This is a genomic window from Ruminococcus sp. (genome assembly GCF_019417665.1).
GTDB lineage: Bacteria > Bacillota > Clostridia > Oscillospirales > Ruminococcaceae > Ruminococcus_C.
In genome coordinates, this window is the sequence record NZ_DXUU01000026.1 from 1 (window position 1) to 23,982 (window position 23,982).

27 protein-coding genes, 3 tRNA genes and 1 rRNA gene are annotated in these 23,982 nt (G+C 48.4%); 18 read left to right on the forward strand and 13 right to left on the reverse strand.

What is annotated here, in order from left to right; genetic code table 11:
* Positions 1 to 161 precede the first annotated feature (161 nt).
* The 5 genes from QZ375_RS07985 (at position 162) to QZ375_RS08005 (ending at position 1,444) form a co-directional block, all read left to right on the forward strand.
* Positions 162 to 237, forward strand: a tRNA-Lys gene (locus QZ375_RS07985).
* A 5-nt stretch (positions 238 to 242) separates the two neighbouring features.
* Positions 243 to 317, forward strand: a tRNA-Glu gene (locus tag QZ375_RS07990).
* Between the two features lie 11 nt (positions 318 to 328).
* A 5S ribosomal RNA gene (gene rrf / locus QZ375_RS07995) occupies positions 329 to 444 on the forward strand.
* Positions 445 to 475: 31 nt separating this feature from the next.
* Positions 476 to 551, forward strand: a tRNA-Asn gene (locus QZ375_RS08000).
* A 62-nt stretch (positions 552 to 613) separates the two neighbouring features.
* Positions 614 to 1,444: a hypothetical protein gene (locus QZ375_RS08005; protein ID WP_295217684.1), complete on the forward strand. Its 831-nt coding sequence runs from the start codon at positions 614 to 616 to the stop codon at positions 1,442 to 1,444.
* A 33-nt stretch (positions 1,445 to 1,477) separates the two neighbouring features.
* Here QZ375_RS08005 and QZ375_RS08010 read toward each other — a convergent pair whose 3' ends face one another.
* Positions 1,478 to 1,675, reverse strand: coding sequence for a hypothetical protein (locus QZ375_RS08010; protein WP_295217687.1), 198 nt, complete (start codon positions 1,673 to 1,675; stop codon positions 1,478 to 1,480).
* Between the two features lie 221 nt (positions 1,676 to 1,896).
* Here QZ375_RS08010 and QZ375_RS08015 point away from each other — a divergent pair, with 221 nt between their 5' ends.
* From QZ375_RS08015 to hisC, 3 genes are read left to right on the forward strand one after another with little or no spacing between them, the layout of a single operon-like run.
* A complete protein-coding gene (locus QZ375_RS08015) occupies positions 1,897 to 2,421 on the forward strand; it encodes an isochorismatase family cysteine hydrolase (protein WP_295217688.1) in 525 nt (174 codons plus the stop codon).
* Positions 2,422 to 2,426: 5 nt separating this feature from the next.
* A complete protein-coding gene (locus QZ375_RS08020) occupies positions 2,427 to 3,839 on the forward strand; it encodes a nicotinate phosphoribosyltransferase (protein WP_295217690.1) in 1,413 nt (470 codons plus the stop codon).
* A 6-nt stretch (positions 3,840 to 3,845) separates the two neighbouring features.
* A complete protein-coding gene (gene hisC, locus QZ375_RS08025) occupies positions 3,846 to 4,904 on the forward strand; it encodes a histidinol-phosphate transaminase (RefSeq protein ID WP_295217692.1) in 1,059 nt (352 codons plus the stop codon).
* A 74-nt stretch (positions 4,905 to 4,978) separates the two neighbouring features.
* Here hisC and QZ375_RS08030 read toward each other — a convergent pair whose 3' ends face one another.
* On the reverse strand, positions 4,979 to 5,194 hold the full coding sequence (locus QZ375_RS08030; RefSeq protein ID WP_295217694.1) for a helix-turn-helix transcriptional regulator: 216 nt from the start codon (positions 5,192 to 5,194) through the stop codon (positions 4,979 to 4,981).
* A 363-nt stretch (positions 5,195 to 5,557) separates the two neighbouring features.
* Between QZ375_RS08030 and QZ375_RS08035 the strand changes: the two genes are divergently transcribed.
* Positions 5,558 to 5,992 (forward strand): Hsp20/alpha crystallin family protein, encoded by a 435-nt coding sequence (locus QZ375_RS08035; protein WP_295217696.1) that lies wholly within the window; start codon positions 5,558 to 5,560, stop codon positions 5,990 to 5,992.
* Between the two features lie 128 nt (positions 5,993 to 6,120).
* On the opposite strand, the gene QZ375_RS08040 is transcribed toward QZ375_RS08035, so the two are convergent.
* From QZ375_RS08040 to QZ375_RS08060, 5 genes are all read right to left on the reverse strand, one after another.
* Positions 6,121 to 7,263 (reverse strand): ABC transporter permease, encoded by a 1,143-nt coding sequence (locus QZ375_RS08040; protein WP_295217697.1) that lies wholly within the window; start codon positions 7,261 to 7,263, stop codon positions 6,121 to 6,123.
* A gap of 4 nt (positions 7,264 to 7,267) precedes the next feature.
* Complete coding sequence (locus QZ375_RS08045; protein ID WP_295217699.1) at positions 7,268 to 7,960, reverse strand: ABC transporter ATP-binding protein; 693 nt, start codon at positions 7,958 to 7,960, stop codon at positions 7,268 to 7,270.
* Positions 7,953 to 8,540, reverse strand: a complete 588-nt coding sequence (locus QZ375_RS08050) for a WHG domain-containing protein (protein ID WP_295217701.1) — start codon at positions 8,538 to 8,540, stop codon at positions 7,953 to 7,955. Before QZ375_RS08050 ends, QZ375_RS08045 begins: the two co-directional genes overlap by 8 nt.
* 384 nt (positions 8,541 to 8,924) lie before the next feature.
* Complete coding sequence (locus tag QZ375_RS08055; RefSeq protein ID WP_295217704.1) at positions 8,925 to 9,419, reverse strand: DUF6512 family protein; 495 nt, start codon at positions 9,417 to 9,419, stop codon at positions 8,925 to 8,927.
* Between the two features lie 53 nt (positions 9,420 to 9,472).
* On the reverse strand, positions 9,473 to 10,087 hold the full coding sequence (locus QZ375_RS08060; protein ID WP_295217706.1) for a cytidylate kinase-like family protein: 615 nt from the start codon (positions 10,085 to 10,087) through the stop codon (positions 9,473 to 9,475).
* A gap of 275 nt (positions 10,088 to 10,362) precedes the next feature.
* On the opposite strand from QZ375_RS08060, the gene QZ375_RS08065 reads away from it, so the two are divergent.
* The 3 genes from QZ375_RS08065 to QZ375_RS08075 all read left to right on the forward strand — a co-directional run bounded on the left by QZ375_RS08065 (position 10,363) and on the right by QZ375_RS08075 (position 11,745).
* On the forward strand, positions 10,363 to 10,506 hold the full coding sequence (locus tag QZ375_RS08065) for a hypothetical protein (protein WP_295217708.1): 144 nt from the start codon (positions 10,363 to 10,365) through the stop codon (positions 10,504 to 10,506).
* A gap of 277 nt (positions 10,507 to 10,783) precedes the next feature.
* Positions 10,784 to 11,254 (forward strand): peptidylprolyl isomerase, encoded by a 471-nt coding sequence (locus QZ375_RS08070; RefSeq protein ID WP_295217768.1) that lies wholly within the window; start codon positions 10,784 to 10,786, stop codon positions 11,252 to 11,254.
* 77 nt (positions 11,255 to 11,331) lie between these two features.
* Positions 11,332 to 11,745 (forward strand): transcriptional repressor, encoded by a 414-nt coding sequence (locus QZ375_RS08075; RefSeq protein WP_295217711.1) that lies wholly within the window; start codon positions 11,332 to 11,334, stop codon positions 11,743 to 11,745.
* A 63-nt stretch (positions 11,746 to 11,808) separates the two neighbouring features.
* Here the strand turns inward: QZ375_RS08075 and QZ375_RS08080 are convergent, their stop codons facing one another.
* Together QZ375_RS08080 and QZ375_RS08085 are read right to left on the reverse strand one after the other, a co-directional pair.
* Positions 11,809 to 11,979, reverse strand: a complete 171-nt coding sequence (locus QZ375_RS08080; RefSeq protein ID WP_295217713.1) for a hypothetical protein — start codon at positions 11,977 to 11,979, stop codon at positions 11,809 to 11,811.
* A gap of 12 nt (positions 11,980 to 11,991) precedes the next feature.
* Positions 11,992 to 12,423, reverse strand: coding sequence for a hypothetical protein (locus QZ375_RS08085; RefSeq protein WP_295217716.1), 432 nt, complete (start codon positions 12,421 to 12,423; stop codon positions 11,992 to 11,994).
* 95 nt (positions 12,424 to 12,518) lie between these two features.
* Between QZ375_RS08085 and QZ375_RS08090 the strand changes: the two genes are divergently transcribed.
* The 3 genes from QZ375_RS08090 (at position 12,519) to QZ375_RS08100 (ending at position 15,113) form a co-directional block, all read left to right on the forward strand.
* A complete protein-coding gene (locus QZ375_RS08090) occupies positions 12,519 to 13,034 on the forward strand; it encodes a hypothetical protein (protein WP_295217718.1) in 516 nt (171 codons plus the stop codon).
* 18 nt (positions 13,035 to 13,052) lie between these two features.
* Positions 13,053 to 13,409: a GIY-YIG nuclease family protein gene (locus tag QZ375_RS08095; protein ID WP_295217720.1), complete on the forward strand. Its 357-nt coding sequence runs from the start codon at positions 13,053 to 13,055 to the stop codon at positions 13,407 to 13,409.
* Positions 13,410 to 13,604: 195 nt separating this feature from the next.
* Positions 13,605 to 15,113 (forward strand): hypothetical protein, encoded by a 1,509-nt coding sequence (locus QZ375_RS08100; RefSeq protein ID WP_295217723.1) that lies wholly within the window; start codon positions 13,605 to 13,607, stop codon positions 15,111 to 15,113.
* A 134-nt stretch (positions 15,114 to 15,247) separates the two neighbouring features.
* Here QZ375_RS08100 and QZ375_RS08105 read toward each other — a convergent pair whose 3' ends face one another.
* Positions 15,248 to 15,796, reverse strand: coding sequence for an NADH peroxidase (locus tag QZ375_RS08105; protein WP_295217725.1), 549 nt, complete (start codon positions 15,794 to 15,796; stop codon positions 15,248 to 15,250).
* 312 nt (positions 15,797 to 16,108) lie between these two features.
* Between QZ375_RS08105 and QZ375_RS08110 the strand changes: the two genes are divergently transcribed.
* The gene (locus QZ375_RS08110; RefSeq protein ID WP_295217727.1) at positions 16,109 to 18,295 is read left to right on the forward strand and encodes a tetratricopeptide repeat protein; all 2,187 of its coding nucleotides are present in this window, start codon (positions 16,109 to 16,111) and stop codon (positions 18,293 to 18,295) included.
* 378 nt (positions 18,296 to 18,673) lie between these two features.
* Positions 18,674 to 20,170 carry a ribosomal protection-like ABC-F family protein gene (gene abc-f / locus QZ375_RS08115; RefSeq protein WP_295217729.1) on the forward strand — a complete coding sequence of 499 codons (1,497 nt, stop codon included), beginning with the start codon at positions 18,674 to 18,676 and terminating at the stop codon, positions 20,168 to 20,170.
* Here abc-f and QZ375_RS08120 read toward each other — a convergent pair.
* On the reverse strand, positions 20,151 to 20,648 hold the full coding sequence (locus QZ375_RS08120; RefSeq protein WP_295217730.1) for a methylated-DNA--[protein]-cysteine S-methyltransferase: 498 nt from the start codon (positions 20,646 to 20,648) through the stop codon (positions 20,151 to 20,153). The genes abc-f and QZ375_RS08120 overlap by 20 nt on opposite strands.
* Before the next feature lie 199 nt (positions 20,649 to 20,847).
* Here QZ375_RS08120 and QZ375_RS08125 point away from each other — a divergent pair, with 199 nt between their 5' ends.
* Positions 20,848 to 21,120, forward strand: coding sequence for a hypothetical protein (locus QZ375_RS08125; RefSeq protein WP_295217733.1), 273 nt, complete (start codon positions 20,848 to 20,850; stop codon positions 21,118 to 21,120).
* A gap of 126 nt (positions 21,121 to 21,246) precedes the next feature.
* On the opposite strand, the gene QZ375_RS08130 is transcribed toward QZ375_RS08125, so the two are convergent.
* Positions 21,247 to 21,555: a hypothetical protein gene (locus QZ375_RS08130; protein ID WP_295217735.1), complete on the reverse strand. Its 309-nt coding sequence runs from the start codon at positions 21,553 to 21,555 to the stop codon at positions 21,247 to 21,249.
* 15 nt (positions 21,556 to 21,570) lie between these two features.
* Positions 21,571 to 23,967: a phenylalanine--tRNA ligase subunit beta gene (gene pheT / locus QZ375_RS08135; RefSeq protein ID WP_295217737.1), complete on the reverse strand. Its 2,397-nt coding sequence runs from the start codon at positions 23,965 to 23,967 to the stop codon at positions 21,571 to 21,573.
* Positions 23,968 to 23,982 lie beyond the last annotated feature (15 nt).

A 23,982-nucleotide genomic window follows, 5' to 3' on the forward strand; every position in this document is an offset into this window, starting at 1 on the left:
TGTTTAGCTTGCAGATACTAATCGGTCGTTCGCTTTTCCTTTTGTTCTGTGCGTCTGACGCATTTTGAATTCATTATTTTGTCGCAAAGTTTATAAAAGAAAAATGTGTTTTTCCTCTTGACAAAGTGTCACATATGTGCTATAATATTATTATAGCAAATGCACCATTAGCTCAGTTGGTAGAGCAACTGACTCTTAATCAGTGGGTCCTGGGTTCGAGTCCCCGATGGTGCACCAATTGTGGCCCGTTGGTCAAGCGGTTAAGACTCCGCCCTCTCACGGCGGCATCACCAGTTCGAGTCTGGTACGGGTCACCATTTTTCTTTTAGTCGGTGTTTATGGCAAAGAGGTTCCACCCGTTCCCATTCCGAATACGGCAGTTAAGCTCTTTCACGCCTACGATACTTGGTCTTCTCGACCTGGGAAAATTGGTCAATGCCGACATTTTGAGAGTGATTATATTACTCTCAGATATTCCTCTATAGCTCAGTCGGTAGAGCATGCGGCTGTTAACCGCAGGGTCGTTGGTTCGAGTCCAACTGGAGGAGCCAGTAAAACCACCTAAGTTTTCTTAGGTGGTTTTTTGTTTTAATTTTAAAAGTTGGTGGTACATATGAAAAAATGGATGTGGATCTGCTGTGTTCCTGTTCTTTTAACTGGATGTGCCACGCAGAAAATTTCTCAGACCAGCATCATTCCAGAAGCGAAAGGCTGGCGTGCCGCATATCGTCAGGTATTGTATGAATTTCAGAGATCGGACAATTATACAGAACATGCCGCCTTTTCTCTGTATGATATCAGTGGGGATGGTGTGCCGGAACTCATTCTCTCCCTCGACTCTTGCCATGCTGCTTCCTGTCGGATTGTCACCTATCAAGACAAGGCGGTGGATGTTGGAGAAATTGGTTCTTTTGGGGAATGCTGTTATAATTCAGATCAAAACTTGATTTTAAGTGGTTATTTGGGACAGGGTGTACAGCATAGCATTTTTTATCGGCTGCAAAATGGTGTTTTACAGGAAATCATTAAATTTTATGATGATGAGGGCTATCGTGGAATCGAAGATGCTGTATTTCGAATCAACGATGTAGAAGTCAGCAAAGCAGAATATGACCAGATGTATCAGTTTTATGAATCCGGAGCGGAGTGGATTTATTTAGGGCGGGATTATCAATTCGGCTGTATAGATGCGGCTTTTTCTAGAAATTGTATATCCCGGAGTGAAGCCTGCGAAAGATTGCGAGAAAAACTGGACTGGGATTTCTCTATTTTTGTGGATTCTGCCCGTTTGTATCAGGGACACTATTGCTACATTTTTCGGACAACGGAAATTTTTCCTGACCATAATGTGACAACCGGATGGTATGCGGTGGATATGCAAACAGGAGAATGCTTTGATACTCAGACATTGACTAGTTTGGTGCCGTTGGAAACGAAAAAATGAGACAGCTGTTTGTTCGTGCAGCTGTCTCATTTTTTATTGCAAATCAGTGTCTGCCTGTGCAAAAGGCTTGCTGTGATAGACCTTCTGGGCAGGCGGCTCTGTGCCGGCTATGATGGGATTGGTGGATGCTTTGCCGTGCTTCGCCTTGCCCTGGATCTCGGGTACTGGAGGGACTTCATTTTTCGGATGTGTGTGCGTGCGCTCCGGGCGTTTCATGCCCTGTTTTGCCATTTGAATCACCTCGAATATAGTATTTTCACAAATGAGGTGAATATGCAGGGGCGAATATCATCAAGGAGATATACAAACTTGCGGAGACTTTTTCTTTCACTTTTCACCCTATGGACATTTCTCGGAAATTGTGCTATACTGATAACAGTATTCTCCCAGGTATAATTTCATCAAATGGTGCAACAGTATCCTTATCTGAAACAGAAACGGAGCGGTTGACCATGCGTTGTTTGATTGTAGTGGATTATCAGGTGGATTTTGTTACGGGCAGTCTGGGATTCCCGGCGGCACTGCGGCTGGAACATCCCATTGCCGCTAAAATTGCCCGATATCATGCCAATGGGGATCAAGTGGTGTTTACTTTGGATGCCCATGGAGAAAATTATCGTCTTACTCGGGAGGGGAAATATCTTCCTGTGGAGCATTGCCGCAGGGGAACGCCGGGCTGTGCTCTTTATGGCAGTGTTGCTCAGGCAAAACATTCTCAGGATATCTGCTTCGAAAAAGACACCTATGGTTCGCCGGAACTGTTTGACTGGCTGCGTCAGCAGTCTTTTGATGTATTGGAATTTGTAGGCGTGGTGACTCAGGTCTGCGTCCTTGCCAATGTGATGCTGGCACAGACAGCATTGCCAGAGGCATCCATTGTCATTGATACGGATTGCGTGGCTTCACCCGATCCGGCATTGCATCGGGCAGCATTGGATGTGCTGGAAAGTCTGCATATTCACGTGACAAGGCGGTGACTGGGTTGAAGTCGGAATTGTTCTGTGATTTTTACGGGCTGACCATGGCACAGCAGGCGATCCAGTGCGGCATGGGCGGACAGCGGGGATGGTTTGAATTATTCTTTCGTCGGATTCCCGATCAGGGCGGTTTTGTCATTGCCGCCGGATTGGAGCCGGTTTTGCAAGAATTGGAGGAATTCAGTTTCTGTGAGGATGCTATCGGATTCTTACGGAAGCGAGGAGACTTTTCCCCGGAATTTCTGGCATATCTTAAGCAGATCCGTTTTACAGGTGATGTATATGCCGTGCCGGAGGGAACGCCGGTCTTTCCCGGCGAGCCGCTCTTGTCGTTCCAAGCTCCCTTGTTTCAAGGCTATCTGCTGGAAACACGGCTGCTGCAAAAGATAGGCTATGCTTCCTTGATTGCCACCAAGGCAAATCGCATTATCCGCAGTGCTCAAGGGCTGCCGGTGTGGGAGTTTGGTGCACGCCGGGCACATGGCATGGATGCCGCAGTGGAGGGTGCACGGGCGGCATATCTGGGCGGTTGTGCCGGATCATCCTGTACAGCGGCGCAGGCAGTTTATGGTGTTCCCATCACCGGAACCATGAGCCATGCCTGGGTGCAGCAGTTTCCCACAGAATATGAGGCGTTCTGCACCTGGTGTAGTGCTAGTTCCCAGGGTGTGGTGCTGCTGGTGGATACCTATGATACCTTGACCAGTGGTGTGCCCAATGCTATTCGTGCTTTTCAGGAAGTGCTTCTACCGCGGGGAATTACATCCTTTGGGGTGCGTCTGGATTCCGGCGATCTGGCTGGGCTGTCCCGGCAGGTGCGGCGGATGTTGGACGATGCCGGGCTATTCTCCTGTCGGATTTTGGTTTCCAATGCCCTGGATGAATATCGAGTAGAAAAACTCCTTTCTCAGGGGGCGGCAATTGACGCTTTTGGCGTGGGGGAACGGCTCATTACAGCCAAAAGTGATCCGGTATTGGGCTGCGTGCTGAAGCTGACGGCATTGGAACAGCCGGATGGTATCCTGATCCCAAAATACAAATGGAGCGAGACGCCGGGAAAATCCACTCTGCCATATCCGAAGCAGATATTCCGCATGTGGGATACCTTGACGGGAACTGCTAAAGGGGATTGGATCTGCCGGCAGGAAGAAACACCAGAACAGGCAGTGTCAGAGATACCCCAGGGCGTTCAAGTGAAATCCTTGTTACAGCCGGTCATGCGCCGTGGTGTGCGCTTGCAGTCTCCCATGGCTTTGGCAGAACAGCAGGTGTATACGCTGGAACAGGTGGATGCCCTGCCGGAAGAAGTGCGTCGTTTGGAACATCCACACCCTTATCCACTGCATTTGTCAGCAGAGCTTGCGGCAGTCCGCCAGGAACAGCGGCAGATGCAGGAATCTCAAAAGTCAGGAATGTGATTTGAAATGAAACGTTATCAACAGAATATCCGCAGAGTTGTACCCTATGTGCCGGGAGATCAGCCGGATTTTCCCGATATGATCAAGCTGAACACCAATGAAAACCCTTATCCCCCGGCACCGGCGGTGCAGGAAGTGCTGTCGAAAAGCCAGGCAGAGCAGATGCGTCTCTATCCCGATCCTACAGCGCACCAACTGAACGCTGCCATTGCAAAGGTATATGGAGTGGAGGAATCTCAAGTGTTCACTGGGGTTGGCTCAGACGATGTGCTGGCGATGATCTTCCAGACCTTTTTCAACTCGGAACTGCCCATTCTCTTCCCGGATATTACCTATGCTTTTTATCCAGTCTGGTGCGACCTCTTCCGAATTCCCTACGAGGTGCAGCCCCTGAATGAGAAACTGGAAATTGTGCCGGAGGATTATTTCAAGGAAAACGGCGGCATTGTGTTCCCGAATCCCAATGCACCTACGGGAATTGCCATGCCTGCAGCGGAAATTGAGCGGATCTTGCAGCACAATCCGGAATCTCTGGTGGTTATTGATGAGGCTTATGTGGACTTCGGCGGTGAATCAGTGCTGCCGCTTCTGAATAAGTATGACAATCTCATGGTAGTACAGACGTTTTCTAAATCCCGTTCCATGGCAGGTGAGCGCATTGGCTTTGCCATTGGTTCGCCGGAACTGATCCGGGCGCTGCACGATGTGAAATATTCCTTCAATTCCTACACCATGAACCGTTCGGCGCTGGCAGCCGGCACAGCTTCAGTGGAGGATCAGGCGTATCTGGAGGAAATTACAGCGAAAATTGTGGCGACCAGAGAGCGTTCCAAGACGGTGCTTCGGGAAATGGGTTTTCAGTTCCCGGATTCCAAGAGCAATTTCTTGTTTGTGACGCACCCGGACTGCAATGCTCATGAGTTGTTTGAGGCACTGCGGGAGGCACATATTTTCGTGCGCTGGTTCGATGCGCCCAGAGTACGGGATTACTTACGGATCACCATCGGTACGGATGCTCAGATGGATGCGCTGTTTGATTTTTTGCGGAAGTATTTGGGGAAATAATTCAGGCAAGCACATACTCGTTGCAATGCAATACAGCAAAAAGAGGAGATTCTCGCATAAGGGGAATCTCCTCATTATTTTGGATAGGGTTCTTTACGATCAGTCAGATTTAGCAGATAATTCGTACTTGTTCCATAGTATTTCGCCAACTGAATAATCACGCTGACTGGTACTTCACGCTGTCCTCGTTCGTATTTGGAATACAGGGATTGGTCGCAGAACAGATAATCTGCAATTTCCTGCTGTGTTTTATCATGATCTTCTCGCAGATTGCGGATACGGATGAACATGCATATCACCTCACCTCACCAATCTTATAATAGGACAAATTTTTTTGTTTGTCAAGCATGATGTTCACGTAGAGGGAACTGTGTGTGATCATTGGAATGCAGCTGAAAAATTGCGGGCGAACATAGTTCGCCCCTACATTGAAAACGGCGATAGATTAGCACTCTGATTGTCGGATGATTAGCACTCTTTTTTACGAGTGCTAATTTTCATCCAGTTTTCACAATCGCATCGTAATTTTATCATAAAGCAGGGGTATGATAATACTTGTAAACGGAACGGGGCACGGAAACGGAAGAGATAAAAGCCGTGAACCAGATCCGCAAATAAAAAAATCTGTAAAAAATCCTTAGGAGGAATGCTTTATGATGACCTATTTGACACCCTTTGAACGTACCGGATATGACCTGTTCCGCTCCATGCGTGACTGGGAGAACGAATTCTTTGGCGGCAAGTCCGCACAGGTCAGCGCCTGCAAAACCGATATTCGGGATATCGGTGACAGCTATGTGCTGGAGGCAGAACTGCCGGGATTCCAGAAAGAGGAAATCAAGCTTGATGTCCAGGGCGATGTCTTGATGCTGTCTGCGATCCATAAGGAAAAGACTGAGGAGGAAAAGAACAAGGAGGGCACCTATCTCCGTCGGGAACGCAGCTATTGCTCCTATCAGCAGAAGCTGGACATCAGCAACGTGGATGTATCTCAGCTGCACGCATCCTACGAAAACGGTGTGCTGACTCTGACCATGCCGAAGAAGCAGCCTGCAGTACCGACTGCACGGCAGATCCCGATTCAATAACAATATTTTTTTCCTGTGGGTTGACGGAATCCACAATGATAACGCCGCAATATCTCCCCTGAAATAGAAGCCATAAAAAAAGAACCGATACAGCCCATTTCAAAGGTTGTGTCGGTTTTTTTGTATCTTTATGATTCCAGCATAATGCTTTTTACGGATAGCTTATGGATTTTTCGGGCATAGCAATACATGATCAACTCGTAGGTGACGAGAAATACTACAAGGGAAATGATGCACGCTTTCCCATCAAAATGATAGTCAGGCATTCCCTCTAAGTCAGCAAACACAAAAGTTACCATGACCTTTAACAGGATGTACTGATAGACAGTGCCAATGAGAAAACCAATATAGGAGATCGGTCGGTAGCAAGAGAGAATTGCCCGGCTGTATTCTCGCCGGGAATAACCAAACACTTTCATCATTGCCACAGTTTTGGTGTTTGCGTAGATGACACTGGTCAGAGACAGGAACAACGTTATAAATGCCAGGATCAGTCCGATGGAGATCATCATCCACGCAAAGCTTTCACTGGCAAGCGTTTTCATAGACATGGACATCTGAGTCATTGCCGAAAAACAAAACGCCGAAAATGCAATGAAAAAGACAAGGATCTTTCTGCTCTGCAGCGTGTTCCGTTTCAGCTCCTGCAAATAGGGCATGTCTCCGGCGTTTTTGTGGCGAGTGCTGCGCTTGATGGTCTGATATTCTTTCAGCAAATGTAAGGGCTGCTTTTTCAGCTTTAAAAAGGCGTAAAAAACGAATAACCCCATAAAGCACAGGGTGGGTACGACAATCAGACAGATTACTGTCCACAGATGAAACTGCGGCGTGATATCGGGGAGAAGTTTTTCTGCGTTTTGTACCTCATAAAAAGTAGGCAGATACAAAAATGCGCCCAGAAAGCCCAGGATACAGCCGATAAATACACTGCATCCGAATACCCAGAAATGTTTCGCCACCTGTATTCTGGAATATCCTAGAGCTTTCAAAATGCCTAGTTCTTTTCCGTGGGTGTCGATGTAATTTTTTATGTAGAACAACAGCAGGATCACTGAGGTAACCGCCAGGCAGCCGCCTGAAACAATGGCAACTACCTTGCCGCAGGCGACCTGGGCATCATACATGACCATGCCCTGGGGCGATGTGATTGCATCTTTCACAGTGATAATATCTGCATTATAATTGAGAAACAGTGCACATACAAAAACTGCACAGCAGGCGACAATGGCAATACCGAAGAGTTTGCGCGCATCTTTCCATCCAACGATCATGCTATCACCACCCGATCTCATAAGCGGTTTTCTGCGTCTCATTGTGATAGATCTCAGCAATGTTTCCGCTGTTCATTTTGATAATGGTTTTTGCTGTTTCGGCAATGTTCTGATTGTGGGTGACCATGACAATGGTAAAACCCAGAGATGCATGGAGCTTCAGGATATAGTCCAGAACTTGTCTGCCGGTATTCTCGTCCAGCGCACCTGTCGGCTCGTCCAGGAAGAGTACCTTGGGCTTTTTCGCCAGTGCTCTGGCAATGGAGACACGCTGCTGTTCGCCGCCAGAAAGCGCGCTGGGATATTTTTTTCGCTGGGCAGAAAGTCCCACTGCGTCTATGATCTCGTGGTAATCTGAATTATGGGCAAGATCGGCACCCATGCGGATATTTTGCTCGACAGTCATATTTGGCAGCAGATAATACTGCTGAAAAATAAATCCCACATTTTCCCGGCGGAACGCCGTCAAGGCATCTTCGCTGTATGTTGTGATATCTTTTCCATCATAGATAACGCTGCCGCTGTCGGGGTGTTCCAGTCCAGATATAATGTTTAGTAGGGTGGATTTTCCCGAACCGGAAGCCCCCAGAATGACAACGAGATCGCCGTCAGCAATTGTGATGCTGATGCCTTTTAATACCTGGGTGCTGTTTTCACGGCTGCCGTAGGATTTCACAATGTTTTGCACCTCAATCATGTTTTGTTTCTCCTTTGAATTCCTTGATAATTGCCGATCCCATTTCTGTCAGCATACGCCCGATCTCTGTCGGAGTAAAACTGCACATGTTGGTAGCGCACAGAACGGCAATGCCATGGGAATAGATCCACAAATGGCGATAAAGCCGTTCAGCATGTTCTCCGTCAAAACCATAGCAGTTTTTGACAGAGGAAAGGATCTGGGGGTAGTTCTCGTCGATCATCGGCAGAATATGCGTCACGCCGGGCTTTTCTGGCCTTTCGGACATAAAGAGCAGCTGGAACAGCTTCGGTTCCTCTATGGCAAACCGGATATACTGCACACCTACCCCTTGAAAAGCAGGGAACTCTTTCTGGTGCAGTCCGTCATGGATATATTCGCTGTAAAGCTTTTTTGCAGCGGCAAGTACTTCTTTCTGGACTTCATCCATGCTTTCGAATACGCTGAAAATGGGTCTTGCCGAAGAACCAAGCTTTGCACCCAGTGCTCTGGCAGTGACGGCTTCAGTTCCCTCTGTGCGTGTCATATCGAAAGCAGCTTTTATGATCTCTTCTCTTGTGAATTTCGCTTTTGGCGGCATGAGCCTTCCTCCTAATATAAAACGCATGTTTTAAAACGCATGTTTTATATTAGCATATTTCTACGGGAATGTCAATGGGGATTGTGTATAAAATAATCGTGAATTGAATTTTCATGAGAATTTATATAATTGACCGTTGAAAATGTCCCACCGGGACGTTTTCAAAATTTCGCTTATTGAAAAGTTCTTACAAGGTGGGGCAGTCTTGTTCGCCCCGCCTCGAAAAAGCTGTCGCTTTTTCTCACCACCCTCTCCGCGGCGCAAAAGGATGCGCCGGGGTGTTTCGCCGTCTGCGGACGGCAACCAGGGACGCTGTCCCTGGACTCTGCCAGCATTTTTGAAAAATTGCTGGATCAAAAAACTTCATTGCCGCCTGCGGCGTGTTTATGGTGAAACGAACATGCCGAATGATGGGGGATAGAATGTGAATACGCCGAAGCATATGGCGATCAGGGCGAACAGAAGTCCGCCCAGACGGCTGTCACCATGATCTTTCGGGGCACGATACCAGGTAAACCATGCAGTTACGGCAGCTCCGGCAACAAAGGTCAGAATATCTGCGGCAAGCCAGTTTCTGCCCAGAATACCAGTGTAGGTATAAAATAGAGTTACAATCGTCAGCATTCCCAGAAGCACAGCCTCCACTCGTGCCAGTACGTAGCCTTTCCAGCGGTGTCCGATCCAGAAGTATTCCCATATAGTATAGACGAGTACTGGGAAAAACAGCAGTTTCAAATGTTCCCAGGTACTTTCGCTGACGGCGGAATACAGCCCTACCACACGATTTTCTCCTGTCCAGGCGTATAAAAAATGGAGCAGCGTCCCGGTGACGATGCTCCAAAAAAATCCGATCCAGATACTCCGGCGGAATTCGTTCATAGGATATCACCTCTGCATTATTTTATGCAGAATGGTGTAAAAAATTGCAGGGTTTATTCTGTTTCTATTGCTGGCAGGTGGAATTTTTGCATTGCAGCGCCTGCGATTAACGCAGCAGAGTTTTCCACGCCAAGCAGATTGCTGTTAAGGAACAGATCCCGGTAGCGAGTGTTGTTCACTTCGCATCCAGTGTGGGAACGGTAATATTCCGCCCGTGCCTTGTCCACTTCTTCAATGATGCGCTGGGGTTCGGCGGTGGTGCAGCCCAAAGACTGGATGCTGTTGCGGATGCGTGCCTGATACGGCGCAAAAATATAGCATCGGATGACATTTTCCCGTTCACGGAGCAGGAAGTCTGCACAGCGGCCAATGATGACGCAGCTTTCCTGTTCAGCGTGTTCCAGTACAAGCTGGCTTTGCAGCTCGTACATGCGGTCTTGTTTCAGGCTGCTGCCGATGCCTAAGGGATATGCCATTTTATAATAGCCTGTGATGCCGTTTTCGCTGAAACGCACCAGAGAACTCATGGTTTCATCCAGGGCCTCTGCTTCTTTTTCCAGAACGCTGCGATCATAGAGCGGTATGCCTAGTTTCTTCGCTACGGCAACGCCGATGTCTCTGCCGCGGCTGCCGAACTGACGTGTAATGGTAATAACGTAATTTTGCATGAAAAAAGCCCCTTTCTCTTTGCTTTTCTCCGGCTGTCTCTCTGCCGGTATGTTCATCATACCACAATTTCTTCTGCTTGTCTATATGGAATTTTTGACGATTGCTTTGCGATTTTTCCACAAAACTTGGGCACTCTGCGGAGAGTAATAAATTGCGTAAACTGAATTTTACAATTCGATTACAAACCGGCGAAATCCATTGCGTTTTCTTTCCATATCGTGTATAATAAATATAGGAAAAAAGACTCGGAGGAACGAGTGAAAGGAGCGCCCACATGAAAAAGATTCTTTTGCTGACCATTCAGACGGCTGCGATATGGGTTGCTTTGGCGATGTTGGTACATGCATGGAATGGTGTGCATGTGAATCACTGGGAACTGCATACTTTTCATGTGAATTCCTTGTTTTCCGGGATGTGAAAATGAGGCAGATTTGCCGAAAATATCAGAATTCAGGGGCGGATGCGATTCGCCCTTTCTTTTATGCTGTTTTTTGCTGAAAAGTTCTGATATTGTAGGGGTGAACTACATTTGTCTGTTGGTTCATCTCCGGAAATTTTAGTCGCTCACAGTTTGTTTGAAACAATGCCTTCTGTTTTCGCACCAGCATTTCCTCTTGCTTTTTTGTGTGAAATGTGATAAAATATTATTATCCGGTGATCGCTTCCGGAAATTCAGAATGACACGGAGAACAATTATGGTTGTTATTGAAATGGAAAACGGAAAAAAGATCGAAATCGAGTTGTATCCTGAAATTGCACCGATTTCTTGTGAAAATTTTGAAAAGCTGGTTCGCCAGGGCTTCTATGATGGTCTGATCTTCCACCGGGTGATCCCAGGCTTTATGATCCAGGGCGGCTGTCCTGAGGGTACCGGCATGGGCGGTCCGGGTTGGAATATCAAAGGTGAATTTGCCGCGAACGGCGTAAAAAATGACCTGAAACATACCCGTGGTGTGCTCTCTATGGCTCGTGCCATGAATCCCAACTCTGCTGGCTCTCAGTTCTTTATTATGCATGAAGATGCGCCCCATCTGGATGGACAGTATGCTGCATTCGGCAAGGTTGTTTCCGGTATGGAAGTGGTTGACGAGATCGCTTCTGTGAAAACAGATTATAATGACAAGCCTCTGGAACCCCAGGTAATGAAGAAAGTTACCATTCAGTAAATGAAGACAAGGCTGTTTGCCGCAGTGCACTGTTCTACAGGTCACTGCGGCAATTTGGCATGAGAGGAAGAAGTTGCATGGGTTATAAGACAAAGCAGCGGGAATATATCCTGGAATTTCTGCGCAGCTGCGGCGGACGGCATATCACCGTGGTGGAGATCGTCCGGCATTTGCAGGACAGCGGCACACCGGTGGGCACGGCTACGGTCTACCGGAATCTGGAACAGCTGGTGGAAGAGGGCATGGTGCGGAAATATGTGCTTGACGGAAAAAGCGGTGCATGTTATCAGTTCCTGGACACCCTGCCCGAAGCATGTCAGGAACATTTCCATTTGAAATGCACCCAGTGCGGCAGGCTTTTTCATGTGAGCTGTGACTATCTGAGTCAGCTGGAGGGGCATCTTCTGGAGCACCACGGCTTTGTGGTTGATCACACCAAGACCGTGCTTTATGGACTGTGTGCGGATTGCGCAAAGAAAAACAGTGCGTGACAAGAGTTGTTGCAAAAAGAAACGGGACGATTCAGGATCGACCCGTTTTGTCTTTGAAAATCGTTATCCCAGGGGAGATGTGGGCTGGTTCGGCTTGAACGGCCGCTCATAGATCCGGACCGGTGCATGGTCAGATACTGCTTGGTTCTGGGTCTCCGCAATGATACGACGGGGCGTATAGATCTTCATTTCTGCTTCGTAGTTCTGCTGGGCTTTTCTTTCTTCTTCGTTCATGGTATCTCTCCTTTACAAATAGGCTTTCAGGCGTTCCATGTACGCCTCTTCATGACGAACGATCTCTTTCCCTTGATGCTTCAGGCTGTCGGAGATCTCCGGGCTGCGGTGCAAGACTTCAGTCAGCTGTATGACGCCCATGTTGGTGCCTTTGAGCATCAGCTTTGCAATTTCACCGGAACTGATACCGCCTGCGCAGTGCATCCGAATGCTGAGATCGGAACAGAACTTTGCCATTGTACCTTGTTCCTGGGGCTGCATACAGTTTTCCTGCATCTGTCTGCGAATGGAATCTCTCTGCGTCTGATAATACCGAAGCTGTTTGCAAAGTTCTTCCCGCAGTTCGGAATGTGCTGCCTTGTCCAGGATCGAACATGTGGCATCCAATCCGACAGAAGCGTTTTTATAAAATGCATCCAATACGTGCTTTTCCTGTTGTTCCATAATAGAATCCACTCCTTTCTTTGTTTCTATTGTTTCCGCAGGCGTGCGGAATATGCGGACAGGATATTGTATCATTTCCCCGTAGGAGGTCAAAAATGGAAATCAAAAATTTTGCAAAAGCCATAGGAACATACTTTTTTGCGGAGATCCTTTGTCTGTTTCTGGCACTGACACTGTCGGCAATCGGCGGTGGTCTGGCACGGCTCATCAGCTGTATTTGTACTATAGGTATACTGGTTTGCTTGTGTATCAATTTTGCTTTCAACCGTGCCAAAACCGATCAGCATCAAAAAATTGATGGTACAGTCCTGCGGCGGTTTCTGCTGAGCGGTGCAGTGACATTGCCTTATGTCATCTGGGGGATCTGTCTGCTTCTGGCACGGGGCTGCATACTCCCCGAGACATTCTACCGCTGGTACAAGCTGCTGGCCGCACCGTTTTTGCAGCTGTGTAACCTGTTCAGTGCTGATGTAACAGCAGCAGCCCTTTCCTGGGGCGAAGCCGGAATTCTGGTACTGGCAGATCTGCTGCCCTTTGTGGTAGTGTGGCTGACCTATACTTTGACACGGCGTGGCTTTGCGCCGGAAGAATTGCTATATCGGAAAAAATAGAACGAGGAAAGTGTTATTATGTATTATATTTACATGCTGCGATGTCAGGATGATTCGCTTTATACCGGGATCACCCCCGATTTGAAACGGCGTATGCGGCAGCACTGTGGGAGACTTCCGGGTGGTGCAAAATATACACGTAGTCATCCGCCGGCTGCACTGGCTTGTTGCTGGAAGACTGACAGCCGTACAGCGGCAGCACGGTTTGAACTGGCATGTAAAGGGCTGACACGGCAGAAGAAACTGTTGCTGATTGCTGCACCGGAAAAGTGGCAGGAATTTTTGCCGCAGCTGACAGTGCACGATTATATTCCCGTTCCGGTGAAGCCGTTGGAGCAGTATCTGACAGAGGATATGGAGAGGGAGAAAATCTAATTGATCCGACAATGATTTCAGTTGTGTCGCAAACAGCAGTTTTCTTGTGAAAATTGCTGTTTTTTCTTGCTTTTGTCCATCATTTTTTTCAAGATTATCCTGTTTACAAGAATATTTTAATATGGTATAATAAAATGGTTAGAATAGTTTCCCCATACGAAATAGAAAGGATATTTTACTGAGGTGTCAAAGAATATGAGTACAAAAAAAGCTACCCAGAAACAAGAAATTGTAAATCCTGCCCAGGAGGAAGATACCATTACTATTCCTGTAATTGATATTTTTCGCCAGCTGAAAAAATATTTTTTGCTTTGGATTATCATTGCAGTTGTTGCAGCAGGTCTGGTGTTCGGCTGTTCTATGGTAGTTTCCAATAGCCATGCTACCCCCCTGACAGCAATGGTAGGTTTTAGTTATGCGGGGATCGAGCAGGGATTAGACCCGAATGGGAATGAATTCGATGCCAATTCTATTAAATCGCCGTCTCTCATTGAAGAGACTCTGACAGACTTTGGTATGTCTGCGGATCTGGTGGACAATGTTCGTGGCGGCATTACCATTTCTGGTGTTGTTCCCAGCGAAACCATTGATGAATTGACTGCATATCAAAGCATTTTCGAGGCAACCAATTCTATTGAAGCGGCAAAGCAGCTCATGGATGTTTCCTATTATCCTACACGTTTTGAGGTACAGTTTTCATACCTGAATACAAGTATGACTCGTTCTCAAGCTGCGGATTTTCTCAATACGCTTCTGAGCAATTATAAGACCTATTTCATGCAGACCTATGGCTATAATGATGTTTTTGGTGATGCGTTGTCTGCTGTGGATTATGCTGGCTATGATTATCCTCAGGCAATGGATCTGTTCTACACAACGCTGAGTTCCCTGCAGAATTATGTGAGCCGTCTTTCTTCTGATGATGAGACCCGGTTCCGTTCTATTGAAACTGGCTACACGTTCTCTGATCTGGACGAAGCGATCAGTACCATGCGAACTGTGGATTATGCAACCCTGTCTTCCTATGTGTTCGGCAAGAATGTCACAAAGGATAAGGATGCACTGATGACCTATTACCAGTATCGGATCGATACACTGACACGGTCAAAGAAGAGTGCTGAAGAAAAACTAGCGTCTATCACAGATTCCATTACCAATTATGAAAAGGATTCTATCGTGATTATGGCAGGTTCGGATAATACTTCTGGCACTGCGCTGACACAGCCGTCCGAGGCATATGACGATCTGATCCAGCAGAAAACGGATACACAGGACAGCGTTTCTTCTTATCAGCAGCAGATCAATGACTATACCACTCGTCTGGAAAATCTGCAAAAGAAAACTCTGGGCAACGCAAAGGATAAGGAAAAAGTAGATGCAGACATGGCTGCTCTGGGCGAGAAGATCAATACGCTGGTCAATGCAGTGAATGAAACCGCTGACGAGTATTTCGAGACAGCTTCGTATGCAAATTCCTACAGCGTTCTGGTTCCGGCAAGTGGAAGTGTTTCCAACGCCATTTCCAATATGGTGCGTCCGTTATTGGTGGCAGAAGCCCTTCTCTTTGTAGCTTATCTGGTATTTGCAGTTGTCCGTGCATTTATGGTATCCTACCGAAGAAATACACTGGAGGCAGTAACTGTTGAAGCAGAACTGGAAGAAACTGATACTGCGGCAGATGCGAAGAAAACAGAAAAGGAATAAGAGCTCGTAAATTTATGATATAAAAAGGGATCGCTGTTTGATGCAGCGATCCCTTTTTGTGGTTTCTATGAAAAAAGACTTCCTTCTGCTTTTTGAACAGGGAAGCCTTTTTATATATGATTAGATAATTTTGATTAGTCGTTGAAGTAACGCTTCAGGAAACCTTCAAATGCACAGCCGTGTCTTGCCTCATCCTTTGCCATCTCGTGAACCGTGTCGTGGATCGCATCCAGATTCAGCTGCTTTGCCTTTGCAGCAAGTGCCTTCTTGCCGGCACAAGCACCGTTTTCAGCGGCAACACGCATCTCCAGGTTTTTCTTGGTGGAATCAGTAACGACTTCGCCTAGAAGTTCTGCAAATTTTGCAGCGTGCTCAGCTTCTTCATATGCAGCCTTTTCCCAGTACAGACCGATCTCCGGATAACCTTCACGGAATGCAACACGTGCCATGGCCAGATACATGCCGACCTCAGAACATTCGCCGTTGAAATTTTCACGCAGACCCTGTACGATCTCTTCGTCAATGCCCTGTGCTACACCAACGACATGCTGATCAGCCCACTGCATACTGTCTTCTTTCTGTTCTGTGAACTTTTCTGCCGGAGCACCGCAAAGCGGACATGCTGCCGGTGCTGCTTCGCCTTCAAACACATAACCACATACAGAACATACAAACTTTTTCATATAAACTACCTCCAGAAATCATCTTTTTCAGTTTGAACAAGTCTGTTTTGCACAGTGAAGTGCATCAGATCTTGTCTGATTGTATTATAGCATATGTCAATGCACTTGTCAATACTAGTTCTTAACTTATAATAAAAAATTCACATTTTTAGTGAGCGAACACAGATCACTCCTACGGAACACGTCAATGATACAGAGTAAGAAAAATTGCGCTTTTTGGGAATCCGTATTCCGCACTTGACAGTGTGTTGATTTTGCATTATAATAAGTATCACGATGCAAAAGTGACGGGGTGGAAAGGGGGAACTTGATATGAAAAAAAGATTCTTTGAACGATATCGGAAAAATGAGGATTCCTACGTGATGAATCCGGAAAATTATAATCATTATCTGGACTTGGTGGAAAACGGCGATATAGATGCACAAGAAACAGGCTATAGCTGGTTCCGGAGAATGGCGGACAATGGTTATGCGAATGCCCAGTTTATGACTGCAATGTGCCTGCGAGACGGGAGAGGTACGGCGGAAAACCCAGTGCAGTCTATGGAATTGTTGAAACAGTCTGCAGAACAGGGTTATCATGAAGCGCAGTTTTTGCTGGGCATGTATTATTTGCAGGGCAAAGAGGAACTCTTAGAGCAGGAAGAGGACACTGGCCTTATGTGGCTGGAGCGTGCCGTAAGGCAGCACGACCATGAGGCAGAATTTGTTCTGGGGCTGTACCTGATCAACCACAGCGAAGCGGAAGAAGCGCAGCATCGTGGGCTGCTGCTTCTTCAGGCGGCAGCAGAGAGCAGCGATGCTCATGCACAGTTTGAAACAGGGCGCTGTTATTATTTCGGCATAGGAACAGAGGCCAACCAGGAAGAGGGCTTTTCCTGGATCACTCGTGCTGCCGAAGCAGGAATCCCTGAAGCGCAGGATTTTGCTGGTATGTGCTGTCTGTACGGCACTGGTACCGAGGTGCAGACGGAACAGGGTATCATATGGCTGAAACAGGCAGCGGAGGCAATGCTGCCTTCTGCATTGTATCATCTGGGTGACTGCTATTATCAGGGGATTGGCGTGGAAATGGACTTCTCCCAGGCATTTCATTGGCTGTCTCTCGGCGCAGAAAATGATTCTCCAGAAGCACAGTTTGCAGTGGGCATGCTTCTGCTGAACGGGGAACATATGAAACCGGACGAGAAAAAAGCAGCGGAATGGTTAGAACGCTCTGCGTCCCAAGGAAACGATGAAGCCATTTTGCAGCTGGGTATTTGTTATATGTCCGGTACCGGTGTGCAAGAGGATGCAGCTCATGCGTTAGAGCTGTACCGCCAGGCGGCGGAGATGGGCAGTCTGGAAGCGGTGAATATGGTGGGTCGCTGCTATATGGATGGAAATGGTGTAGAACAGGATCAGAAAGAAGCGTTTTCCTGTTTCCGGAAAGCAGCAGAAGGCGGCAACGGTGCGGCACAATATAATCTGGGAGACTGTTATTTCAATGGCCTTGGCACAGAAATGGATGAGAAGTCTGCCGTGCATTGGTATGAAAAATCTGCTGAGCAAGAAGTGCCCATTGCCCAGTATCTGTTGGGGACATGTTATCATTTTGGCAGGGGCGTGGAGCAAAATGAAAAGCTTGCCCAGCAGTGGCTGGAACGGGCGGCAAAACAGGATTACCGGGACGCACAGTATGCACTGGGAATGTGCCTATTTTATCAGGATGTGACCTCGGAGGAAGAGGACAGGCAAGCGGTGTATTGGTTTCAAAAAGCGGCAGAGCAGGGCGACATCCCGTCAAAATGCCAGTTGGGCGTTTGTTATGTGGAAGGCAATGGCGTCAAAGCAGATCCGGTATATGCAGTGAAGTTGTTTCGGGAAGCGGCAGAAGCTGGAGACAATGAGGCGCAGTTCCAATTGGGAAGCTGCTATCGCTTTGGCGTTGGCATAGAGGCAGATCTGGAAGAGGCAGTCTATTGGTTGGAACTGTCTGCAAAGCAGAACAATCCTTATGCGCAGTTTGCACTGGGAACGTGTTATCAGGACGGCGATGGTGTGGACGAGGATATTGACACGGCGTTGGATTGGTTCGAGCGTGCCGCAGACCAGGGATTTTCTGATGCGCAGTGTGCCATCGGAACATATTATTTTGACGTAGAAGAGGATAAGGAAACGGCACTGGAATGGTTCCGAAAGGCGGCGCAGGACAATGAAAACGCCCAATATATGATTGGTATTTGCTATTATGTGGGCGATGACGGCGAGGATGATGAAGAGGCAGTGGACTGGTTTGAGCGTGCTGCCGAGCATGGTCATGACGGTGCCCAGTATATGATGGGGTATTGCTATCTGAATGGTACTGGTGTGGATGAAGATGAGGACGAAGCAAGGTACTGGCTGCATCTGGCGGCAGCAAGAGGCAACGATGATGCCAAGGAACTGCTGTCAGAGTTCTTCTTTGAGGAATTTGAAGAGGACTATGGAGACGAACCGGATGAGATATTTGAAGAGTAATATTACATTGTGTATCACAAATATTTGAAAGTGTTTCTTCCACCTTTCCAATGAAGTTGCCCCTCTTGACAAGCTGCATACCCAGTGATATAATGAAAACGAACAGAAACGAAAGGAGCGATAGTCCAATGCGGGATTGTTTTTGCTAAGCATGTATAATACATTTTGTATGATTTGTAAGACGGGTGAGGTGTACCTTGCCGTCGGTCTTGCGCTGCTTGCAGAAACGACCCATAGACTGTCACTCAGAAAGAAACGCCGGCGGATTTTTGTCTGCTGGCGGATGTGCTGCGCATAACCTCTGAGACGCTGTGGGAGGACTTCTCCTGCGGCGTCTGTTTTTGTGTAGGAATCTGCCTACACAAGAAAGGAGGAACTATGCCTTATATTCATATTTCAGATGTAACCTTTGCCTATGAGGGGCAGGAAACGCCTTTGTTTGACCATGTTTCTCTGCAAATTGACACTCGCTGGAAGCTGGGGCTTACGGGGCGGAACGGCAGAGGAAAGACCACCCTGCTGCGGCTTATGTGCGGTGAACTGCCCTATACCGGGAGTATTCGCAGCGACTGCATGATCCGTCGTTTTCCGCCGCAAGTGACAGATCCTGCCTGGCTGACGTGGGATGTGCTGGAGGAATGCGCTGCCGGAATCCCGGACTGGCAGATACAGCGTGAATGCACCAGATCGGGGATCACAGAGGAAATGCTGTATCGTCCTTTTGAGACATTATCCGGCGGCGAACAGACAAGGGCACTGCTGGCAGTTTCCTTTTTGCAGGAGGATTGCTTTTTGCTGCTGGATGAGCCGACAGTACATCTGGATGGGCAGGCACGGCAGCTGGTGGCGGATTTTCTGGCACGGCAAAAAGGCTTTCTGTTGGTATCCCATGACCGTGCTCTGCTGGATGGCTGTGTAGATCATATGCTGGGACTGAATCGGAGCAGTATGACGCTGCAAAAGGGGAACTTTTCCACATGGTGGGAAACTAAGGAACAGAAGCAGACACGAGAACTGGCGGAAAATCAGAAGCTCCGCCGGGAGATCGACCGACTGTCCGAGGCATCACGCCGCACGGCGAACTGGTCGGATAAGGTGGAACAGACCAAAAACGGCACACGTACCGGCGGTCTGCGGCCGGATAAGGGCTACATCGGACATAAGGCGGAAAAAATGATGCGCCGTTCCAAGTCTATTGCAGCACGGCAGGAAGCGGCAATGGAACAAAAGGCGGCGCTGCTCCACGATGTGGAAACTATGGATACTTTGAAACTGCCTCAGCTGCCCTGCCGTGGAACATCACTATTGGGACTGCATCAGGTGCAGATCACATATGACCCGTCCCATCCGGTCTGCCAGCCGGTACAGCTGACGCTGGAGCCAGGAGAACAACTGGCACTGTGCGGTGCCAACGGCTGCGGAAAGTCCAGTCTGTTGCGGCTGCTCTGCGGCGAGGATGTACCTCATACCGGCGAGGTATACCGCCAGAGCGGTCTGCGAATTTCCTATGCTGGACAGGATCCTTCCCACTTGAAAGGCTCTATTGCTGCATATGCCGAAACGCTGGGTGCTGATGAAACGCTGCTGAAAACCATTTTGCGCAAGCTGGGATTTGAACGATGGCAATTGGAAACGGATGTGGATCTCCTCAGTATGGGGCAGAAGAAAAAAGTACTCCTGGCAGGCAGTCTCTGTACCCCTGCCCATGTGTTCGTTTGGGATGAGCCGCTGGGCTTTCTGGATGTCTTTTCCCGGATACAGCTGGAACAGATGTTGCTACAGGCGAAGCCGACGCTGTTGTTTGTGGAGCATGACGCCATGTTTACAGATCAGATCGCTGCACGGCGTGTGGAAATCACTGGGGCGGGAGCGTGAACTGTGTCATATCCAATCCTTCCAGGGTCAGCAGGCGTATCTTGCGTTCCATGCCGCCGAAATAGCCTGTCAGATCGCCATTTGCACCGACTACTCTATGGCAGGGAATCAGGATCGCAATGGGATTGCAACGGACAGCACCGCCTACTGCTTGAGCAGACATTTTTGCCTTGCCCATTTCGATGGCTGCATGCTTTGCAAGCATGCCATAGCTTGCTGTGCACCCATAGGGGATATTTTGCGTCAAACGCCAGATGCGCTGCTGAAAAGGAGTGCCTTTTGGCGCAATGGGCGGCAGTTTTCCCGGATCTGTTCCTTGGAAATAGTGTTCCAGCCAACGGATGGTTTTCGTTAAGATAGGGGATTCTTCCTGGGGCATAGTGAGCGGTACATCGAAGCGGGCTTCCAAAAGTGCGGTTGCATCTGCCGTCAGCCGGAGATCTCCCAGAGGAGAATGGTAGATGGTTTGTGTTTGCATTAGCATGTCTCCTTTTATGAGTCTGTGGTTTAGAGATACTCTTATGATAGCATATGCTTGTGTGCGGTGTCAATGGAAGGAAATGATCTTTTTAAATTTAGAAAATTTCACCTTGACAACACGAAAAAAACATGGTATAATTAAAATAAATCTATCCGTGATTCACGGAAGAAATATTTACAATCGGGGTGAACACACAATGAATCAATCCAACGGAAAAGCAACTGCGGCGCTGGTGCTGGGTATCGTTTCTCTGATCGGTATTTGCATCCCTATTGCTGGTATTATCTGCGGTATTGTTGCTATTGTACTGGCAATGATGGCAAAGAAGGAAGGCGTGACCGGCGGTAAGCAGACAGCTGGTCTGGTACTGGGCATTATTGGTATTATTTTAGGTATCGTAATGTGGATCGTCAATGCAGTTATCCTTGCTGGAAGCGGCTTGATGGATGCTATTCAGAGCAATATGTAATGGACATAAAAAGGACACAAGCGGTCGTACGCCTGTGTCCTTTTTTTGTAAAATAAAGCGCAGAGAACCAGTTCGGAACTCTGCGTTTTTTGTTTTAATACTATTTTTATAAGTTGATCTGATAGTTTACTGTAACCGCATGGTGATAATCGCAGAAAGCACGGTCAGGAATCCGCCGCCTACACCCACGATTGCCGGGAGAATGCCGCCTTTTCCTACCATGAGGCTGGCAAAACCGCCAAGCACAGCGCAGCCGCCCAGGATCGCAGCGACCAAAGTGGAAACGTATATCAGTGTGATCACTGCCAGAATGGCAAGTATCAGAGAAATGACACCCAGCATCAATGCTGTAGCTTCTTTCGGGGTACGTTCTTTCTTTTCGCGTTTTATTTTTTTCGGTTTCGGCGGTTCTGCTGTTTCTTTTTTCAGCTTCATGACAGCTACCTCCGTTTATTCACGCAGAGAAGCGCCGATGCCAGCCAGAGCTTTCAGCACACGTTTCATAGCGGCATCTGCCTGTTCATCTGTCAGCGTGCCTTCGTGAGAACGCAGTCTCAGAGAGAAGGAAACGCTCTTTTTGCCGGCGGCGATCTGGTCGCCCTGGTATACGTCGAACAGGGTCACCTGTTCCAGCAGCTTTCCGGCAGCCTGTTCAATGGTTTGTTCCATCGTACCTACCGGCAGTGTTTCGTCGCACAGCAGGCTCAGGTCACGGGTGATCGCCGGGAATTTCGGCAGAGGCTTGTATGTCACCTCTGCTTCTGCCAGTCCGGACATTTCCTGAATGAGCAGCTTTGCCACATAGGTTTTTGCACCGATGCCATAGGTTTTCTGTACAGCGGGATGCAGTTCGCCCAGGTAACCGATCGCCGTTTCACCGCAGAAGATCACAGCACTTCTGCCGGGGTGGAGCGCACAGCATTCCTCGAAAATACCCTCTGCCTCGGACGGACGGATATAAGTGCATCTGGGGAGATTCAGTTCCTTAAGCAGGGCATCTACTGCGCCTTTCAGCTCGAAGAAATCCGCATTGCCGCCGTACATGCCGATGGTCAGGCGATTTGGTTCTTCCGGCAGGGTATCCGGTCCTGTGGGCAGATATTCCTTGCCCATCTCATAGAGGCAAACTGCCGCATTGCGGTTTTTGTAGTTGGTTGCCAGCACATCCAGCATACAGGGCAGCGTAGTAGTACGCATGATACTGGTGTCCTCACCCAGAGGATTGGTAATGGTAATGGTTTTGCGCAGCTTACTGTCTGACGGGAGACAAATGCGGTCGAAACACTTGGGGGATGTGAACGAATAGGTCAGAGTGCCGTAATAGCCCAGTCCCACCATGGTCTGTTCTGCCTTGCGCAGGAACTGCTGCTGAGGTGTCAGCTGTGCCTCAGCCACACCACGGACAACGGTAGACGGAATATTGTTGTAACCGTAAATTCTTGCGACTTCTTCGGCAATATCTGCCGGACGTTCCAGATCGATACGGAAGCTGGGAGAAGTACAAGTGTTGCCATCTACATGAATTTCCAGTGCTTCCAGAGTCTTTACCATGTCCTCACGGGAAATTTCTGTGCCCAGGAATTTGTTGATCCAATCCGGATCAAAGGAGATCTGTGCAGGTGTATTGTTCCGGTTGTCTACTTCGATGGAATCCGCCACCGGTTCACCGGCACCCAGCAGTTCTACCAGTTCCATTGCACGGTGCAGTGTCCGTAGACAGCCGTCCGGGTCGAGTCCTTTTTCATAGCGTGCAGAAGCATCTGTACGCATACCCAGTTTCTTGGCGGTACGGCGAACCTGTACCGGCTCGAAGTATGCGGATTCAAATATCACGGTAGTGGTATCGTCCATAATGCCGCTGTATTCGCCGCCCATGACACCTGCCACAGCAATGGGCTTTTCGGCATCGGCAATGACCAGCATTTCCGGAGAAAGCTTGCGCTCCTGACCATCCAGCGTTGTGATGGTTTCTCCGTCCTTGGCATTGCGGACAACGATCTTGTTGCCCCCTACATAGCGCAGGTCAAAAGCGTGCATAGGCTGACCATATTCCAGCATGACATAGTTGGTGATGTCCACCAGGTTGTTGATGGGACGCACGCCGCTGGCACGGAGCCGTTCCCGCATCCAACGGGGAGAGGGACCGATCTTTACGTTCTTCACCATGCCGGCAATATAGCGAGGGCACAGAGCCGGATTCTCAACGGAAATGGAAATGGTATCGCTGAGCTTTTCTGCAGTACCGTGGAATACCGGTTTCTTCACGTTTAGCGGCTTGCCGAATGTGACAGCAGCCTCTCTTGCCAGTCCGACAACAGACAGGCAGTCCGGACGGTTGGAGGTGATCTCGAATTCCACAGAGGTATCATTCAGACCGATGGCTTCGTGAATATCCTGTCCCGGCTTACAGTCCTCTTCAATGAGGAAGATGCCGTCCTCGATGGCGTAGGGGAAATCATGCTTTGTGAGCCCCAGTTCACCCAGGGAACAGAGCATACCATTGCTCTCCACGCCCCGAAGTTTGCCCTTTTTGATGTGTACACCGCCGGGCAGATCGGCACCGATCATGGCAACAGGCACCAGCGCCCCCTCTACAATATTCTGGGCACCAGTAACGATCTGGATGGGGGCTTCACCGCCAACGTCAACCTGACACACCTGCAAGTGGTCAGAATTTTCATGGGGGGTAATGGAGATCAGTCTGCCTACAATGACGTTCTTGACAGCCTCGCCCTCAGTCTCATAGGTTTCAACTTTGGAGCCGCTCATGGTCATACCGGCACAGAAATCCTTGACGGAAACGCCGCAGTCCACATAATCGGCAAGCCATTTCATAGATAAATTCATTTGATTTGCTCCTCC

Bases quoted from the DNA above. Each gene is read 5' to 3' on its own strand.
- QZ375_RS08060 (WP_295217706.1), bottom strand. From the start codon at position 10,087: ATGCAAAATTACGTTATTACCATTACACGTCAGTTCGGCAGCCGCGGC.
- QZ375_RS08085 (WP_295217716.1), bottom strand. From the start codon at position 12,423: ATGGAACAACAGGAAAAGCACGTATTGGATGCATTTTATAAAAACGCT.
- QZ375_RS08095 (WP_295217720.1), top strand. From the start codon at position 13,053: ATGTATTATATTTACATGCTGCGATGTCAGGATGATTCGCTTTATACC.
- QZ375_RS08125 (WP_295217733.1), top strand. From the start codon at position 20,848: ATGAATCAATCCAACGGAAAAGCAACTGCGGCGCTGGTGCTGGGTATC.
- QZ375_RS08090 (WP_295217718.1), top strand. From the start codon at position 12,519: ATGGAAATCAAAAATTTTGCAAAAGCCATAGGAACATACTTTTTTGCG.
- QZ375_RS08100 (WP_295217723.1), top strand. From the start codon at position 13,605: ATGAGTACAAAAAAAGCTACCCAGAAACAAGAAATTGTAAATCCTGCC.
- QZ375_RS08120 (WP_295217730.1), bottom strand. From the start codon at position 20,648: ATGCAAACACAAACCATCTACCATTCTCCTCTGGGAGATCTCCGGCTG.
- QZ375_RS08055 (WP_295217704.1), bottom strand. From the start codon at position 9,419: ATGAACGAATTCCGCCGGAGTATCTGGATCGGATTTTTTTGGAGCATC.
- abc-f (WP_295217729.1), top strand. From the start codon at position 18,674: ATGCCTTATATTCATATTTCAGATGTAACCTTTGCCTATGAGGGGCAG.
- QZ375_RS08105 (WP_295217725.1), bottom strand. From the start codon at position 15,796: ATGAAAAAGTTTGTATGTTCTGTATGTGGTTATGTGTTTGAAGGCGAA.
- QZ375_RS08110 (WP_295217727.1), top strand. From the start codon at position 16,109: ATGAAAAAAAGATTCTTTGAACGATATCGGAAAAATGAGGATTCCTAC.
- hisC (WP_295217692.1), top strand. From the start codon at position 3,846: ATGAAACGTTATCAACAGAATATCCGCAGAGTTGTACCCTATGTGCCG.
- pheT (WP_295217737.1), bottom strand. From the start codon at position 23,967: ATGAATTTATCTATGAAATGGCTTGCCGATTATGTGGACTGCGGCGTT.
- QZ375_RS08130 (WP_295217735.1), bottom strand. From the start codon at position 21,555: ATGAAGCTGAAAAAAGAAACAGCAGAACCGCCGAAACCGAAAAAAATA.
- QZ375_RS08040 (WP_295217697.1), bottom strand. From the start codon at position 7,263: ATGATCGTTGGATGGAAAGATGCGCGCAAACTCTTCGGTATTGCCATT.
- QZ375_RS08035 (WP_295217696.1), top strand. From the start codon at position 5,558: ATGATGACCTATTTGACACCCTTTGAACGTACCGGATATGACCTGTTC.
- QZ375_RS08080 (WP_295217713.1), bottom strand. From the start codon at position 11,979: ATGAACGAAGAAGAAAGAAAAGCCCAGCAGAACTACGAAGCAGAAATG.
- QZ375_RS08005 (WP_295217684.1), top strand. From the start codon at position 614: ATGAAAAAATGGATGTGGATCTGCTGTGTTCCTGTTCTTTTAACTGGA.
- QZ375_RS08030 (WP_295217694.1), bottom strand. From the start codon at position 5,194: ATGTTCATCCGTATCCGCAATCTGCGAGAAGATCATGATAAAACACAG.
- QZ375_RS08070 (WP_295217768.1), top strand. From the start codon at position 10,784: ATGGTTGTTATTGAAATGGAAAACGGAAAAAAGATCGAAATCGAGTTG.
- QZ375_RS08075 (WP_295217711.1), top strand. From the start codon at position 11,332: ATGGGTTATAAGACAAAGCAGCGGGAATATATCCTGGAATTTCTGCGC.
- QZ375_RS08065 (WP_295217708.1), top strand. From the start codon at position 10,363: ATGAAAAAGATTCTTTTGCTGACCATTCAGACGGCTGCGATATGGGTT.
- QZ375_RS08015 (WP_295217688.1), top strand. From the start codon at position 1,897: ATGCGTTGTTTGATTGTAGTGGATTATCAGGTGGATTTTGTTACGGGC.
- QZ375_RS08010 (WP_295217687.1), bottom strand. From the start codon at position 1,675: ATGGCAAAACAGGGCATGAAACGCCCGGAGCGCACGCACACACATCCG.
- QZ375_RS08045 (WP_295217699.1), bottom strand. From the start codon at position 7,960: ATGATTGAGGTGCAAAACATTGTGAAATCCTACGGCAGCCGTGAAAAC.
- QZ375_RS08050 (WP_295217701.1), bottom strand. From the start codon at position 8,540: ATGCCGCCAAAAGCGAAATTCACAAGAGAAGAGATCATAAAAGCTGCT.